The organism is Actinomadura rugatobispora (assembly GCF_055379765.1).
In genome coordinates, this window is record NZ_AP029191.1 from 3,436,374 (window position 1) to 3,452,551 (window position 16,178).

11 protein-coding genes and 1 tRNA gene are annotated in these 16,178 nt (G+C 70.1%); 9 read left to right on the forward strand and 3 right to left on the reverse strand.

Going from position 1 to position 16,178, the window contains the following annotated elements; translation table 11 throughout:
• The first annotated feature begins 9 nt into the window (after nucleotides 1-9).
• The 4 genes from ACZ466_RS14670 (at nucleotide 10) to ACZ466_RS14685 (ending at nucleotide 3,718) form a co-directional block, all read left to right on the forward strand.
• Complete coding sequence (locus tag ACZ466_RS14670) at nucleotides 10-591, forward strand: 5-formyltetrahydrofolate cyclo-ligase (RefSeq protein WP_378284643.1); 582 nt, start codon at nucleotides 10-12, stop codon at nucleotides 589-591.
• A gap of 71 nt (nucleotides 592-662) precedes the next feature.
• Entirely contained in the window at nucleotides 663-1,652 is a 990-nt protein-coding gene (locus ACZ466_RS14675) for an NAD(P)-dependent oxidoreductase (RefSeq protein WP_378284644.1), read from the forward strand.
• Between the two features lie 132 nt (nucleotides 1,653-1,784).
• Nucleotides 1,785-3,269, forward strand: coding sequence for a potassium/proton antiporter (locus ACZ466_RS14680; RefSeq protein WP_378284645.1), 1,485 nt, complete (start codon nucleotides 1,785-1,787; stop codon nucleotides 3,267-3,269).
• Nucleotides 3,270-3,388: 119 nt separating this feature from the next.
• Complete coding sequence (locus ACZ466_RS14685) at nucleotides 3,389-3,718, forward strand: FmdB family zinc ribbon protein (protein ID WP_378284646.1); 330 nt, start codon at nucleotides 3,389-3,391, stop codon at nucleotides 3,716-3,718.
• Nucleotides 3,719-3,801: 83 nt separating this feature from the next.
• Here ACZ466_RS14685 and ACZ466_RS14690 read toward each other — a convergent pair whose 3' ends face one another.
• Nucleotides 3,802-4,401 carry a nitrate reductase molybdenum cofactor assembly chaperone gene (locus ACZ466_RS14690; RefSeq protein WP_378284647.1) on the reverse strand — a complete coding sequence of 200 codons (600 nt, stop codon included), beginning with the start codon at nucleotides 4,399-4,401 and terminating at the stop codon, nucleotides 3,802-3,804.
• Between the two features lie 356 nt (nucleotides 4,402-4,757).
• Here ACZ466_RS14690 and ACZ466_RS14695 point away from each other — a divergent pair, with 356 nt between their 5' ends.
• The 4 genes from ACZ466_RS14695 (at nucleotide 4,758) to mscL (ending at nucleotide 9,734) form a co-directional block, all read left to right on the forward strand.
• Nucleotides 4,758-6,839 carry an MMPL family transporter gene (locus ACZ466_RS14695; RefSeq protein ID WP_378284648.1) on the forward strand — a complete coding sequence of 694 codons (2,082 nt, stop codon included), beginning with the start codon at nucleotides 4,758-4,760 and terminating at the stop codon, nucleotides 6,837-6,839.
• Nucleotides 6,840-6,940: 101 nt separating this feature from the next.
• On the forward strand, nucleotides 6,941-7,756 hold the full coding sequence (locus ACZ466_RS14700; protein ID WP_378284649.1) for an S-methyl-5'-thioadenosine phosphorylase: 816 nt from the start codon (nucleotides 6,941-6,943) through the stop codon (nucleotides 7,754-7,756).
• Nucleotides 7,757-8,656: 900 nt separating this feature from the next.
• A complete protein-coding gene (locus ACZ466_RS14705) occupies nucleotides 8,657-9,274 on the forward strand; it encodes an SAF domain-containing protein (RefSeq protein WP_378284650.1) in 618 nt (205 codons plus the stop codon).
• Between the two features lie 52 nt (nucleotides 9,275-9,326).
• A complete protein-coding gene (gene mscL / locus ACZ466_RS14710) occupies nucleotides 9,327-9,734 on the forward strand; it encodes a large conductance mechanosensitive channel protein MscL (RefSeq protein ID WP_378284651.1) in 408 nt (135 codons plus the stop codon).
• Between the two features lie 474 nt (nucleotides 9,735-10,208).
• On the opposite strand, the gene ACZ466_RS14715 is transcribed toward mscL, so the two are convergent.
• Nucleotides 10,209-11,243, reverse strand: coding sequence for a D-alanyl-D-alanine carboxypeptidase family protein (locus tag ACZ466_RS14715; RefSeq protein ID WP_378284652.1), 1,035 nt, complete (start codon nucleotides 11,241-11,243; stop codon nucleotides 10,209-10,211).
• 591 nt (nucleotides 11,244-11,834) lie between these two features.
• Between ACZ466_RS14715 and ACZ466_RS14720 the strand changes: the two genes are divergently transcribed.
• Nucleotides 11,835-11,907, forward strand: a tRNA-Arg gene (locus ACZ466_RS14720).
• A gap of 969 nt (nucleotides 11,908-12,876) precedes the next feature.
• Here ACZ466_RS14720 and ACZ466_RS14725 read toward each other — a convergent pair.
• On the reverse strand, nucleotides 12,877-16,044 hold the full coding sequence (locus ACZ466_RS14725; protein ID WP_464043675.1) for an AfsR/SARP family transcriptional regulator: 3,168 nt from the start codon (nucleotides 16,042-16,044) through the stop codon (nucleotides 12,877-12,879).
• Nucleotides 16,045-16,178 lie beyond the last annotated feature (134 nt).

A 16,178-nucleotide genomic window follows, 5' to 3' on the forward strand; every position in this document is an offset into this window, starting at 1 on the left:
GAGCGCAGCGTGCAGCAGATCGCCCCTAAGACCGGCCTCCGCGCGGAACTACTGGCCAGGCGGGCCGCCATGGAGCCGGAGGCGCGCGCCGCGGCGGCGCGCTCGCTGCGCGACGCGCTGCTCGGCGTGCCGGAGCTGGAGATGGCCGGGACGGTCGCGGCGTACGTGTCGGTCGGGACGGAGCCGGACACCCGCGGCCTGCTGTTCGCGCTGTGGAAGCGCGGGACGTATGTGCTGCTCCCGAGGCTGCTGCCGGACGGCGACCTCGACTGGGCGTCCTACGAGGGCCCCGACTCGCTGGCCCCGGGGCCGCGCGGGCTGCTGGAGCCGACCGAGCCCGCGCGCGGGGCGAACGCGGTGGCGAGCGCCGACGTCGTGCTGGCCCCGGCCCTCGCCGTGGACCGCGCGGGGGTGCGGCTCGGGCGGGGCGGCGGGTCCTACGACCGGGCGCTGGCCAGAGTCGGTCCGGCGATCCTGACGGTCGGTCTGGTATACGACGGCGAGCTGGTCGACCGGCTGCCCGCCGAGCCGCACGACCGGCACGTCCGGGCGGCCGTGACGCCGTCCGAGGGCCTGGTGCGCCTCGCCTGAAACGGGACGTCGCTCCGGTGTGGATCTAGCATGACAGCCCCGTGACCGGACCCACATCCCGGAGGTCTCAGATGACGGCACCGTGGCGGATCCTCACCCTCGCCCCGATCGGCGAGGACTTGATGAAGGGGCTGCTGGCGCCGCTCGGCGACGCGGTGGAGCTGCTCTTCCCGGCCGTCCGGGACCGGGACGGGCTGTTCGCCGCGCTCCCGGCCGCCGAGCTGATCGTCGCCGACTACACCGGGCTGCTGCGGCTGGACGCCGAGGCGGTGGCCGCGGCGCCGCGGCTGGCGTTCGTGCAGACCCCCAGCGTCGGGACCGACTCCGTGGACACCGCCGCGCTCGCCGCCGCGGGCGTCCCGGTGGCCAACGCCGCCGGCGCCAACGCCCGCGGGGTCGCGGAATGGGCGGTCGGCGCGGCGTTCGCGCTCTGCCGCCACCTGGTGCGGGCCGACCGGGGCGTGCGCGAGGGCGGATGGCCGCAGGAGGAGCTGCTGGCCCTCGGCGCCCGCGAGATCCACACCCAGCGGGTGGGGATCGTCGGGTTCGGCCCGATCGGGGTGGAGGCGGCCCGGCTGTTCGGGGCGCTGGGCTGCGCGGTGTCGTACTGGTCGCGGCGCCGCCGCCCGGAGGCCGCGGCGACCTACCGGGAGCTGGACGACCTCCTCGCCTGCTCCGACATCCTCGTGCTGGCGCTGCCGCTGACCCCGGACACGGCCGGGTTGCTGGACGCGGACCGGCTGGCGCTGCTGCCGGAGAAGGCGCTGCTGGTGAACGTGGCGCGCGGCGGGATCGTCCCGGACGAGACGATCCTGGCGGCGCTGGAGTCGGGGCGGCTGGCCGGGGCGGCGCTGGACGTGTTCGAGGCGGAGCCGCCGCCCGCGGGTCATCCGCTGCGCTCGCACGAGAACGTGCTGCTGTCACCGCATGTCGCGGGCGGAACCGGGCAGGCGCAGATCAAGGTGATCTCGGCGGTGCGGGACAACGTCGGAGCGGCGGTCACCGGACGCCCTGTGACAAATGTCGTAAACGGAATAGATCCGCAGGTCAGACGGCGCTGAACAGGCCCCCACCGCGCCGTTTCCGCCCCCGTCCCGTCAGCCGACATTATGTGATCAGCACATGTATCTGTAGGATCCCTAAACGATCAGCTTCCGTGCCGGCCCTCGGCTCCGCGACCCGAAGGGTGGGATGTGCATCTCGACATCTGGCTACTCCTCGGGGCCAGCCTCGTACTGTGCGCGATCGTCGCTGTACGGCTGTCCCACCGCCTCGGGCTGCCCACGCTGCTCGCCTATATGGGCATCGGCCTGTTCATCGGCGAGGGCGGCCCGCTCCACATCAACTTCGACAACGTCGAACTCGCCGAGATCCTGGGGCTCGCCGCCCTCGTCCTGATCCTCGCCGAGGGCGGCATCACCACCAACTGGCGGCACGTCAAACCCTCCGTCCCCGCCGCCGTGGCCGTCGCCACCATCGGCACGCTGATCAGCATCGTGGTCGTCGCGGTCGCGGCCGCCTGGATGCTGGGCATGGACTGGCGGCTGGCGTTCCTGCTCGCCGCCGTGCTCGCCCCCACCGACGCGGCCGCGGTGTTCTCCGTACTGCGCCGGCTGCCGCTGCCGTCCCGGCTGACCGGGCTGCTGGAGGCCGAGTCCGGCATCAACGACGCTCCCGTCGTGATCGTCGTCATCGCGCTCAGCACCCACGCCGCCGCCCCCAACCTGCTCGAACTGGCCGCCGTCATGGTGTACGAGCTGGTCGCCGGCGGCATCATCGGGATCCTCATCGGCTGGCTCGGCGCGCTGGTGCTGCGCCGCGTCGCGCTGCCCGCCTCCGGCCTCTACCCGATCGCCGTCATGTCGCTGGCGATCGGCTCCTACGGGGCCGCGGCCCTGGCCCACGCCAGCGGCTTCCTCGCCGTGTACGTGAGCGCGCTGGTCCTGGGCAACTCCCGGCTGCCGCACCGTCCCGCCACCCGCGGCTTCGCCGAGGGCATCGGCTGGCTCGCGCAGATCGGCGTGTTCGTGCTGCTGGGACTGCTGGCCTCGCCCGGCGACCTCCCCGGGCAGGTCATCCCCGCCCTGGCCATCGGGACCGTCCTGCTGCTGGTGGCGCGGCCGCTGTCGGTGATGCTGTCCACGATCGGCTTCAAGCTCTCGCTGGGAGAGAAGATCTTCGCGTCGTGGGCCGGGCTGCGCGGCGCCGTCCCGATCGTGCTGGCCACCATCCCCATGGTCGAGGAGGTCCCCGGCTCCGCCGCGCTGTTCGCGATCGTGTTCAACATCGTGGTGCTGTTCACCGCGCTGCAGGGCCCCACGCTGCCGCTGGCCGCGCGTTGGTGCCGGCTGCAGCCCGACGAGGAGGCCCGGGAACTGGACGTGGAGGCCGCCCCGCTGGAGGAACTGCACGCCGACCTGCTGGAGGTCCGGGTCCCCCAGGACTCCCAGCTGAACGGCGTGGAGATCTTCGAGCTGCGGCTGCCGCAGGGCGCCTCGGTCACCCTGGTCGTGCGGGACGGCAGCAGCTTCGTCCCCGAGCCCACCACCTCGCTGCGCGCCGGCGACACCCTCCTGGTCGTCTCCACCGACAAGGTGCGGGACGCGGCGGAACGGCGGCTGCGCGCGGTCAGCCGGCGCGGCAAGCTGGCCGGCTGGTTCGGCGAGACCGGCCACTGACGGGGTGGCCGGGAACAGGGCGGCGGCGAATCGTGTTCAATGCACGGGTACGATTAGCAGTCGATTGAGTTGAGTGCCAGCACGGGATCAGCCCGGGCTGAGGCGGCGAGGAGGAAACCGTGCCGACGTATCAGTACGTTTGCACCGAGTGCGGCGAACCCCTTGAGGTCGTGCAGAAGTTCAGCGACGCGGCGCTGACCGAGTGCCCGGCGTGCACCGGCCGTCTCCGCAAGGTCTTCTCGGCGGCGGGCATCATCTTCAAGGGCTCGGGCTTCTACCGCACCGACAGCCGCGGTTCCGGCTCGTCGTCGTCCTCGACCGCGGCCTCGTCGTCGAGCGGTTCGGACGCCAAGAAGCCCGACTCGTCGTCCTCGAGCTCCAAGGACTCGACGTCGTCGTCCTCTTCTTCCTCCACCTCCTCCTCGTCCTCCTCGGAGAAGGTGGCCTGAGCCCGGTTCCGGCAGGCCCGTCCAGGACGGGCCTGCCGCGATCGTCCCGTTTCCAGCCGGCGTGAACCGCCGGCCATTCGGCGTTACGAACGCTCCCCGTCCTGAAGGAACGTCGCGAGAGCGAGGTCCCTGTGGGCGCGCCCTGCGCGCGCGACGCAGCCGCGTACACCTCTCGCAGTATGTACTCGCCTCGCGGTATTCGGCGGCCGCATGAGCGTGGCGCGCACCGCCTCCACGAGAACCGTGTAAGGGCTGCCCTTCGCGTCCAGGGCCGCGTGTAGCCGTTCCAGGGCGACCTGATGCTCACGCAGGAGCCAGTCGTCCGCGCACAGCGCCGCGTACTCCAGCATCGCCGGCAGGGAGTCCGGAGGCTCGTCGTCCATGTCGTGGTCGTAGGCCCGGTAGAGGTCGGCGAGACGGGCCCGCGCCATGCGCCGCTCCTCCTCCTCACGGTGATCCGCCAGAAGGAGGAGGCGCCCGCCGCGGCACACGTCCAGGAAGTGGACGGTCAGCCCCATCGGCGGGGTCCGGTCGAGATGGTCGAGGAAGGCGTCCAGGCGGCGCCGCGCGACCCCGTCCGGCAGGTCGGCGACCGCCGTGCGCAGCATCGGCCGCCGGTCGTACAGGCGCTGGTCAGGGTACGAGAGCAGCAGCGAGGCCGCCCGCCACACCACGGTGTCCACCGGTCCCCCGTCGGATCGGAGTGAGTGGGTCTTCGGATCTTCTCCGTCCCGTTGGACCACGTTCACCTGAGTCCGGTTCCAGAGCTTTGCCCTACTTCTCAGGGGGGAGCGGCGGCCGCCGCGATGACCCTGGAGAGGTACGCGCGCTCACTCCTTCCGCCGGACGCGCGCCCGGCGCCCTCGCGGCGACGATGAGAACGCGCCGCCGGACCCGCCGAGGCAACTCGCGATATTACTTGACAACTCTCGGAAACAGAGACAATCTAAGGTCTCTCGCGACATATCTTGAGATTCCCTGGGAGCAGACGATGAGTTCCGCAAGCCCGCCCCGGACATGGGCCCACCGACTGACCGCGGTGATCGCCGGCAGACGCACCAAATGGGCCGTCCTGGCCGTCTGGGTCGTCCTGCTGGCCGCCCTCGGCCCGCTCGCCGGCAAGCTCGGCGAGGTCGAGGAGAACGACGCCGCCTCCTGGCTGCCCGCGGGCGCCGAGTCCACGCAGGTCGTCGAGTTGCAGGAGCGCTTCCGCGCCGACGAGACCATGCTCGCCGTGATCGTCTACGAGCGCTCCGGCGGCGTCACCCCGGCCGACCAGGCCAAGGCCAGGTCCGACACCGCCGCGTTCGCCAAGCTCCCCGGCGCCCAGCAGCCGCAGGGCCCCTTCCCCTCACGCGACGGCAAGGCGCTGCAGACCCTCGTCCCGCTGACCGACGTCGACGTCGTCAAGGCCGTCGACGACGCCCGCGACCTCGCCAAGCGCGGCCCGCCCGGACTGGACGCGCACGTCACCGGGCCCGCGGGCGGCGGCGCCGACATGTTCAAGGTCTTCGAGACCCTCGACGGCTTCCTGCTCCTGGCCGCCGGCAGCGTCGTGATCATCCTGCTGCTCTTCATCTACCGCAGCCCGCTGCTCTGGTTCGTCCCCGTGCTCAGCGCCGTCTTCGCCCTCGGCCTGGCCCAGTCGGTGGTCTACCTCCTGGCCAAGCACGCCGGCCTCACCGTCAACGGGCAGAGCGCCGGCATCCTCACCGTCCTGGTCTTCGGCGTCGCCACCGACTACGCGCTGCTCCTGGTGGCCCGGTACCGCGAGGAACTGCACCGGCACCACGACCGGCACGAGGCCATGGCCTACGCGCTGCACCGCGCCGGCCCGGCCATCGTCGCCTCCGCCGCCACCGTCGCCGTCGGCCTCCTGTGCCTGCTGGCCGCCGACCTCAACTCCACCGCCGGCCTGGGCCCGGTCGCCGCCGCGGGCGTCGTCACCGCGCTCGCCTCGATGACCACCCTGCTGCCCGCCCTGCTGGTCATCTTCGGCCGCTGGATCTTCTGGCCGCTGGTCCCCCGCCACGACGAGAAGTACCTCAAGCCCGAGGCGTACGAGTCCGAGCACGGCGTCTGGAGCCGCATCGCCCGCCTCGTCAGCGCCAGCCCCCGCGTCATCTGGGCCGTCACCGCGGTCGGCCTGGTCGCCATGACCCTCGGACTGACCTCGCTCAAGGCCGACGGCCTCTCCGACGCCGGCCAGTTCGTCGACAAGCCCGACTCCATCGTCGGCGCCGAGGTCGCCGCCCGGCACTTCCCCGCGGGCTCCGGCTCGCCCGCCGTCGTCATCGCCAAGGCCTCCGCCGCACCCCAGGTGGCCACCGCCGTCACCGGCACCCGGGGCATCGCCGAACTCGGCGAACCGGTCACCGTCGGAGGACTCGTCCAGTACGAGGCCACCCTCCGCGACTCCGCCGACAGCAAGGCGGCCCAGCACACCATCGACCGGCTCCGCACCGCCGTCCACGCCGTCCCCGGCGCCGACGCCAAGGTCGGCGGCACCACCGCCACCACCCTCGACATCAACCGGGCCGCCGACCGCGACAACAAGGTCATCATCCCGATCGTCCTGGCCGTGGTCTTCCTCATCCTCGTCGCCCTGCTCCGCGCCCTGGTCGCACCGCTGCTGATGATGGCCACCGTCGTGCTGTCGTTCCTGGCCTCGCTGGGCGCCTCCGCGCTCATCTTCCAGCACGTGTTCGGCTTCGAGGGTACCGACTCCGGCTTCCCCCTCCTGGCCTTCATCTTCCTGGTCGCCCTGGGCGTCGACTACAACATCTTCCTCATGCACCGCGTCCGCGAGGAGTCCCAGCACCTCGGCACCCGCCGCGGCGTCATCCGCGGCCTCACCGTCACCGGCGGCGTGATCACCTCCGCCGGGGTGGTGCTCGCCGCCACCTTCGCCGCCCTCGCCACCCTGCCCCTGGTGAGCCTGGCCGAGATGGGCTTCGTGGTCGCCTTCGGCGTCCTGCTCGACACCATCATCGTCCGGTCCCTGCTGCTCCCGGCCCTCTCGTACGACCTGGGCCGGCGCATCTGGGCCCCGAGCCGCCTCGCCAAGCCCACCACAACGCCCCACTCCGACCAGGCCAAGGTCCTGGACCCGGTCGGCTGACCGGAAGGGGCCCGGCCCGTCGGCCGGGCCCCTTCGGCAAGTTATCCACAATCCCCGAGGGGCCTCCCGCCGGGATCCGGCAGCTCGTTAATGTCGGCGGCATGGCTCAAACGACGTCCCAGCCCGAGATCGGGGTCATCGGCGGCTCCGGCTTCTACTCCTTCCTCGACGACATCGAGGAGGTGCGGCCCGACACCCCGTACGGCCCGCCCAGCGACGCCATCGCCATCGGCGAGATCGCGGGCCGCCGGGTCGCCTTCATCCCGCGCCACGGCCGCGACCACCGCCACCCGCCGCACCGGATCCCCTACCGCGCCAACCTCTGGGCCCTGCGCGCCCTGGGCGTCCGCCAGATCGTGGCCCCCAGCGCCGTCGGCTCCCTCACCCCCGACTACGGCGCCGGCACGCTGGCCGTCCCCGACCAGCTCGTCGACCGCACCCAGAGCCGCGTCCAGACCTTCTACGACGAGGGCGCCGCGGTCCACCTGTCGTTCGCCGACCCGTACTGCCCGACCGGCCGCCAGACCGCCCTCGCCGCCGCCCGCACCGCCCAGTGGGCCCCGGTCGACGGCGGCACCCTCGTCGTCATCGAGGGCCCCCGCTTCTCCACCCGCGCCGAGTCCCGCTGGTACGCCGCACAGGGCTGGACGCTGATCGGCATGACCGGCCACCCCGAAGCCGTCCTGGCCCGCGAACTGGCCCTCTGCTACACCCCGCTCTGCCTGGTCACCGACCTGGACGCCGGAATCGAAGAGGGCGAGGGCGTGACGATGGAGGAGGTCTTCCGCGTCTTCGGCGAGAACATCGACCGCCTCCGCCCTTTGGTAGCCGAAGTCATCAAGTCCCTCCCCCAAAACCGCCCCTGCCCCTGCCCCCACTCCCTGGACGGCATAAAACTCCCCATCCCCCTCCCCTGATCACACCCCCGCCCACCCCATCACCAGAACACAACCAAACGCGGACACCCAAACACCTTCACCAGCAGCCAGCCACGAACAAACCGCAAACCCAGCCGGGGGATGCAGTTCCAGCACGTACAGCCGACCAAACATCTGCCCAGCCGGGTCCCCACCATCGTCAGCCGATACACCCGAATGCCCTCACCGCAACGCTCCGCAGTCGAGCCATGCGGCCACCAATCGCGCACGACCGCCAGCACCTTCCCCAGACCCGAGTGACATCACCCAAACCAGCCACCAACCACCCAGCGAATCGCGGCCAACAACCCACGCTCCGCAAGCCACCGCACAACCCAACGGCCAGCGACTGCACCGTCATCTGAGAACCACCAGGCACCCCCAACACACCCACAGAGAACGGAGCACAGAAGACCCCGAGCCGCCACGACCAGCAGCAAGGCCACCCCACTCAAAACGCTGAGCCCACATCGCCCAAACGCGCCCTGAAACCAGCGACAGAACAGCACAGCCTGACCAACGCCAACGCCTCACCGACAGCCCTCCACAAACCACGAACCGCCGGACACCCGCAACACACCACGGCGTACAGAACGCGAATGCCCCGAGCCGCTGCGACCGGCGACACGACCGCCACCCGTCCAGGCACCCCCGCTCAGAGCGCCGAGCACCCCCAACCGCTCCAGAAACCAGCGACACACCGCCCATCCCGACCAGCGACCGACATATCACGGGCGTCGGACGGCGCCCTGGGGCTGCCGAGAGCACCCTCAGCATGCCCACCAAGCCTCGCGCGGGGCTCCAACCAGCGACGACGAACCAACTAGAAGGACGGCAACACATGTCAGTGAATCTCACGCACACGTGCTCAGACGACACCTATCCCGGAAGGGGAGTCTCATGGGTGGCCGCTTAGGTGCGTACCGGCGGCCTCTCGCGGCGGTCTTGGCCGCGCTCGGAACGGGCTTCACGCTGCTGGCCCTGCAACCGCGTCCGGTGGACGGGTCACCGATCCTGGTGGCGGCGAGAGACCTCCCCGGCGGAACGACCCTGCGTGCGGGAGATCTCCGTCCAGCAACGGTGCCTTCGAGCGCGGTGCCCGCAGGCGTCCTGCGCGCGCCTGCCACTGGAGGGGTCCTGGCCGGGCCGATGCGGCGAGGCGAGCCGCTCACGGACGTGCGGCTGATCTCTCCGGGCCTGCTGGGCGGTTACGGGCCGGGGACGGTCGCGGCGCCGGTGCGGATCGCCGACGCGGGCTCGGTGCGGCTCCTGCGCAGGGGCGACCGTGTGGACGTGCTGGCGCCGCCGGACACCGATGGTTTCGGGGCGGATTCCCATTCCCGCGGGCCGCTCCGCGCCCGCCTGGTGGTCGCGTCCGCGCCGGTCGTGGCGATCCCCGGCGGTCAGGTCGGAACGGGCGGCAACGGAGCGCTCGTCGTGCTGGCGGCCGACCGTTCACAGGCCGCAGCACTGGCGGGGGCGGGCCCCCACCTTGCGCTTACCATCACCAAGCCTTGATAACGTCTTTCCGCACTCTTTTCATCACCAAGAGTCACCATCGGAAGGATCTATGAGCGGCTTCAAGAAATTCCTGTTCCGCGGCAACCTGGTGGAACTGGCCGTCGCGGTCGTCGTCGGCGCGGCGTTCACCGGCCTGGTCAACGCCTTCGTCAACGCCTTCATCGGCCCGCTGATCGCCCTTGTCGGCGGCAAGCCCAACTTCGACGACCTGGCGTTCACCCTCAACGGCACCAAGTTCCCCTTCGGGGTCTTCGTCACCGCGCTGATCTCGTTCCTGATCGTGGCGACGGTCGTCTACTTCCTGGTGGTCCTGCCGATCGCCAAGGTCATGGCGCGGATGATCAGAGCGGAGGAGGCGACCGAGCGGCCCTGCCCGCACTGCCTCTCCGACATTCCCATCAAGGCGACCCGGTGCAAGTTCTGCACGTCGGAGCTGACCACCGCAGCGGCCTCCTGACGTCCGGCGGGCCGACCGCCGGAAACCGTCACCGGTCGGCCCGCCAGAACCGCCGCCGCCCCGTCCGCAGGAAACCGCCTCTGGCCGGTCCACCGAGAGCACCACCGATCGGCTGGCCAGGAACGCCACCGATCGATCCGCCAGAAATCACCGCCGACCGATCCACCGGGAACACCCCTGGCCAGCCGACCCGACGGCAAACACCCCCGACCGGCCCGCTGAAAACGCCGCCAGCCAACCCATCGATAGACACCGCCGAACCGTCCCGCTGGGGAAACCTCGCAGACCGACCCCGCCGGAAACGCCGCCGTCCCCTCCACCGGGAACACCACCCACCAGCCCGCCGAGAACGCCGCCACCGGCCCGTCCGTCGGGAACGTCGGCGGCCGCTCCATGGGGAAACACCGCTGGCACAGCCCGCCAGGAATGTTGCCGATCAGCCCGCCGGGAAGCTCGGTGGCCGATTCGGCGCGATCAGCTTTCGCTCTCGTTGCCGTACTCCCAGTGCCAGGGCTCGTACGGGTTGCTGTAAGCCCATGCCGGATGGAACCACCCGTACTTGCGCGAGTTGGCCTCCAACCATTTGAACTGGGCGGTGCTGGCGTTCTCCACGCCGCCGCACAGGTCCAGGGCCTGCCCCTTGCCATGGTTGCTCGTACCCGGCACCGCCGCGAACCCGGGCCGCTGGTAATAGACCCGCTGCTGGTCGGCCAGGCTGCGGTAGGAGTCCGTGACGCACATGTCGCGTCCGAACCGCCGCTTGTACGCCGCGTTCAGCTTGTAGAAGGCCAGCGCGGCGTCCGCCCTGAGCTGCTCGCCCTTCTGCGGCAGCGGGCACAGGTACTTGGCCGGGATCAGCCCGTTCGGGAACCTGCGGGCGCCCGACGCCAGGCTCTTGTCACACAGGGCCTGCAAGCGCCGTTCCCGGTCGGCCTCCAGCCGTTTGAGCTTGGCCGTGAGCTGCTTGGTCAGCTGCAATGACTTCTGCTTGAGGGCGTCGACCTCCTGCTGCAGCCGGGTCTGCTCCACCGCGTTCCGTGACTGGAGGTCCTGGGCGGTGGACGCCAGCTGCTGCCGGCGCCGCTGCAGCTCGTCGGCCTGCCGGACCAGGGCCTGCTGCCCGTTGGCGATGTGGGTGACGTCCGCGGTCACCCGCAGCGCGTCGCCCGCGTCGCCCGCACCGAAGATCGACATGGATCCGGCCGCACCAGGCTGCTGGTACGAGGCGTTCGCCAGCCTTGCCAGCGGTCCCCGGATCCGGTTGAGCTCGGCCTCCGCCTTCGCCAGGTCCTTGAGCGTCGCCCGCAGCTTGTCCTGGGAACGTGCCAGCTCCTTTTTGCGCGCCTCCATCTGCTCCGTGGCCTTCTGCAGATCCGAGCGCGCCTTGGCCGCCGAACGACGCAGTTCCTGTACGGGATCCTCGCGCGCGGCGGCCCCTCCCGGCAGTGCGACCACCACCGCCATCACCAGGAAGACCGCGGTCAGCAGCGCCGACCGGGGGATTGGCACAGTGAGTTCCTCCTGATGCCCAAAAGCACGACAGCGGCAGGAACGTTACTACAAGTTCACAGACGACTTCACCGAGTCCGGTAACCGTGACGCCGACACCAGTCCCTCAGGAACGGGACGCCCGGCCATCCCCGAGGACATTCGCGGTGAGCGCGCCGCTCCGGTTTGCGGCCCTCCCGGGTCCTCGGACGCTGCACCGGCGCGGGCGCCTGCGTCGTCGGCGACGGCCTCGGCGGCACGTACTCCCCCCGCGTGGGATGCGTCTCGGGAGCCACCCGCGGCGTCTCCGACAATGCCCCAACCGCTTCTGGCCGCGTCCGCGGCTGTTCCGTCCCGCCCCGGCCTCCCGCCACGATCAAGCCCAGGACCACCACGAAGGCCATACCGACCGCGCCGGCGACGACGTAGGTCCGGTTCCGCCGCGTCTCCCCGCGTGCCTTATGCCGCCCGCTCACGGACGGAAGCGTACCGACCGACACCGACTCGGCCTAGTTGGCCCAGTCATCCCCATCTTTAATTGGAGCGATCGCCCCTCCCGTTCCCCTACTCTGTAGGTGCCGTCCGCTAAGCTCTTCCGGCGAGCGACGACAAGCCTCCGTAGCTCAGGGGATAGAGCACCGCTCTCCTAAAGCGGGTGTCGCAGGTTCGAATCCTGCCGGGGGCGCCTCTCCCCTGGCTGTGATCGCGGCGGCCTCCTGGACACCGGATGTTTCCGAGGGGGCTGTGGCCACGGCACCCTGGCGAATAGAGACGCAGGTCACAGTCTCGTGCTGCGGGTCGCCGAAGCAGCCTTGATCGGCGGCGCCATGACGGGTCCGGCTTTCAAGTGGCCGTCCGCCGTCGCTGAAGACCGCCGAACTCGGCGGCGATCTTGGCTCCCGGTGGGGCAGTCCGCGCGTTGCGAGCGGAGACCGCTTCCCTGAGCGCGGGAGAGTTGAGCGGACAGGCGGATGTTGTCGTCGGACGCGGATGGCGGCCCTCGCCGGAACCCGATGCGGTGCACGTGGACGCCAGAGGTGTTCCCTGCGGCCGGTCCGCAGCCTTCTTGGCCAAGGAGAGCTGGATACGCCCGGCCCAGGTTCGGGTGAAGGCGGGGGGCGTGCCGCGGTTGCAGCCTCGGGGGCGTGAGGGGGCGCACTGATGGACAGACCAGCAGGACCCGCCCGCAACTGGGGCTCTCCAGACACACCGGTGGAATGAGCTGCGCGCCAGCCAATGCGACCCGAGAACATGCGCGTAGTCAGGCGGGGGTTTGTGTTGAAAGCCTGGCCCTCGCCATCACCGGAGCCTGCTAACATGGCGTATTTTTCGACCGGACGTCGAACGCGCAATGCGATATGCACGGAGGCATTGCCGGAGGAAGCCGGATCTCGACACTGCGGAGAAGCGGGGCGAATGCTACCACCCCGCTTCTCCCCATACGATCACCACATGATGATCGCGTTCGCCGCCCCCGCCGTTACTACAACGATGGCCGTAGTAGCGGCAAAGACGACTCCCAGGCGCGCCAACATCCATGTCCTTTCGATAGTTGATATCGGGAGATTCCCGACATGACGATCATACAGGCGGCGCCGGCCCTCGGGAGACGATCGCGCATGATACTTTGATTGATAGGGAAATTACCAAACAGTCACTTGCCGCGACCGGATGCGGGGTCCGATGGGTGAATATCGCTACCCGTTCCGGTGGCGCCGCCTGTCTGCCGTAGGTACGATTTGACGGCCTGTTCCTCCGGGAGGCCAGAGGATTCTAGAATGGCCAGGGCTTGACGCCAGCATCGCCGGGCCGCCTCCCTGCCCTCCAAGGTCAGCAAGGCCGTCCCCATCCCTTCGAGCGCCTTGGCGGTCTCGTACGGCACGCCGATCCGATCGGCCAGGTCATACGCCCGCCGAAAGCAGTCGACCGCGTCCGGCCCGCGTCCGGCGCCCGTGAGCGCCTCGCCCATCTGCCGCAACGCCATCGTCTCTTCGTAGCGCCCGTTCACGAAGCGGGCGATGGTGTGCGCCTTCTGGTGGTGAATGAGGGCCTCGCCATAACGCCCGGCGCCCTGGAATGCCCTTCCGATTCCGAGCAGGGCCTCGATCTCGTTGCGCCGGTCACCGATCTCCACGAATACCGCAAGCGCCTTGCGGTACCCCTCAAGGGCCGCCTCGTTGTCGCCGGCATGCAGATGAACATTCGCCATGTTACTGAGCCAGATCGCCTGGTACTGGCGGCCCAACTTCGCGACCGCCGCGGCGGTGTCCTGATAGAAACGCGCCGCCGCGTTCACCCGCCCCATGCGCAGGGCCAGGTCTCCCATGTTGTTGAACGCCATCGTACGTCCGGGAAGGTCGTCGATCTCGGCGAAGATCGCAAGAGCGTCTTCTCGCAGACGTTCGGCTTTCGCGTAGTGGCCGGTGTACTCCAAGAAAATTGCCGCGTGATCGAGACTTCTCGCCACGCCGCGGAGGTCCCCCAGCGAACGGCGTATCTCAAGCGCCTCCTCACAGGGAGCCAGCGCCTCAGCAAAGCGGGATTGATGCCAATGAATAAGACTGACATGGTCGAGGACTTCGGCTTCCCCATGCCGTTCACCATGCGACCTGTAGATGCCCAAGGCATCCTCCGCGGCGCCCAGCGCGCCGTCATACTCCGTACTACGGAGCCGAATGCGGCTGAGGCCGTTGAGCGCACCGGCCTTTCCCATCAGGTCGCCCAGCTGATCACAGGCGGAGACGGCACGTTCGTGAACGTCCGCCGCCAACTCCCAGTGGCCCTGGGTTTCCAGATACGTGGCGAGCACCTGGGCGAGCTGGGCCACATGGTCCGGCGGGGCGTCCCTGGACGCGTTCAACAGGCTGTCGAGCTCGGCGGAGAACCATTCCTCGGCCTGCGCCGACGCGCGCAATGGAGGCAGCTCCGGAGGTGCATACAGCAGGCGGATGCGGCGCCGCCGCCGTTGGGGCGAGAGAATCCGGTCAGCCTGGTCCGCGGCCGCGAGGTAGAAGTCCTGGATCCGGTGACCGGTGAGGCGGCGCTCATCGCTGGAATCGTTCTGCCGTGCCAGGCTCCGGGCGTAGTCATGCACGAGATCGTGGAAGCGGTAGCGGCCCCGCGCAGGTTCGCTGATCAGATGCCGGTCCAGCAGTTCCTCGAGGACCCGCTCGGCCTCCCTCACCGAGCGGCCCAGGGCGGCGGCCGCGACGTACGCGGTCAGCTCGGGCCCAGGGTGCAGGCCGAGACGCCGGAACGCCTCGCGTAGCGGCGGCCCGAGCCCCCGGTAGGAGACCTCGAACACCAATGCGATCTCGCTGCCCTCGTTCCGCAACTCCTCCAGGCGGCGGTCGTCCGAACCGAGCCGCACGAGCAGGTCGGCGACGGCCCAGGCACGGCGGTGCCGGAGCCGGCTGGCCGCGATCCCCACCGCGAGCGGCAGGCGCCCGCAGTGCCTCACCACCGCGGCGACCTCGGTCGGTTCGTCCGCCACCCGCCCCGCCCCCGCGATGCGGGAGAACAGCTTGGCGGCGTCCTCGACGGGCAGCACGTCCAGCGGGAGGGAATGCGCGTCGTGCAGCCCCGTCAGCCGGCGACGGCTGGTGATGACGACCAGGCACCCGGCGGACGCCGGCAGCAGGGGCCGGACCTGGTCGTGCCCGGCGGCGTCGTCGAGCACGATGACCATGCGGCTCCCCGTGAGTTGCGACCGCCACAGGGCGGCGCGCTCGTCCAGAGTGCGGGGAATGCGCGCCGCGGGGACCCCGATCACGCGCAGCAGGATGTCGAGCGCGCCAGCGGGGTCCAGCGGCTTCTGCCCGGGGTCGTGCGCGTGCAGATCGAGGTAGACGCGCCCGTCCGGGAATCGCCCGGACAGCCGGTGCGCGAGATGGACGGCGAGTGCGGACTTGCCGACCCCGGGCATCCCGTCGATGGCGATCATGACCGCGGCTCCCGACGGCCACGGGTCGTCTCCGGCGGGCACCGCCTCCAGCAGCTGCCTGAGCTCCTCGTCGCGACCGGTGAAGGCGTGCACGTCATGGGGCAGGTTGTTCGGGCGGCGATCGAGCACGGGCTGCTGGCCGGGAACGCGCGCCAGCGCCGCGTCGTTACGCAGGATCCGCCGCTGGAGTTCCTGGAGCCGCGGTCCGGCGTCGGTGCCCAACTCGCTCGCCAGATGATCCCGCGTACGCCGGTAGACGTTCAGCGCCTCCGCCTGCCGTCCGCCGCGGAACAGCGCCATCATCAGGCGCTCGACCGGCCGCTCGTCGAACGGATGGCTTTCGACGAGGTCCGACAGCTCCGTCACGATATCGGCGTGGTGGCCGCGGCGCAGTTCGATGTCGATCCGTTCAAACGTGGCGGCCAGCAATTCCTCTTCCAGGCTCCGCCGCGTCCGTGCCACCCAGTCACCGGAGAGATCGGCCAGTGGAGCGGCTCTCCAGAGCTCGGCCGCCTCGCGGTAGCGCTCCAGGGCGTACTCGTCATCACCGCTCCCGGCGATGGCGCGAGCCTGGTCCCGCAGCCGGCGGAAACGGTGCAGATCGACCGCCTCGTCCTCGACGTCCAGCATGTAACTGCCCTGCCGGGACCGCAACCGGATGCCCTCGACACCCTCGAGGCGGTTCCGCAGCCGCGTGACGTACGAGTAGAGGCTCTGCCGTGGTTTGGCCGGCGGATCCTCGTCCCAGACACAACGGATCAGGGTCTGCACGGGCACGGGCTGCCGGGGGGTGAGCAGCAGAGCCACGAGGACGCGGCGCTCCTTGGCCGTTCCCAGGTCACGCCGCTGACCGTCGATCCACAGCTCAACGGGGCCCATGACGCGGAATATCATCAGCGCCCCTTTGCGGAAATCTCCTCTTTGGTAGATCCTTGCATCACCAGACCGCTGTGGCCAGAATCGCCCACGCCGGTCACCTGACCATCATCGGACATCGTTACCGACACAGTCAG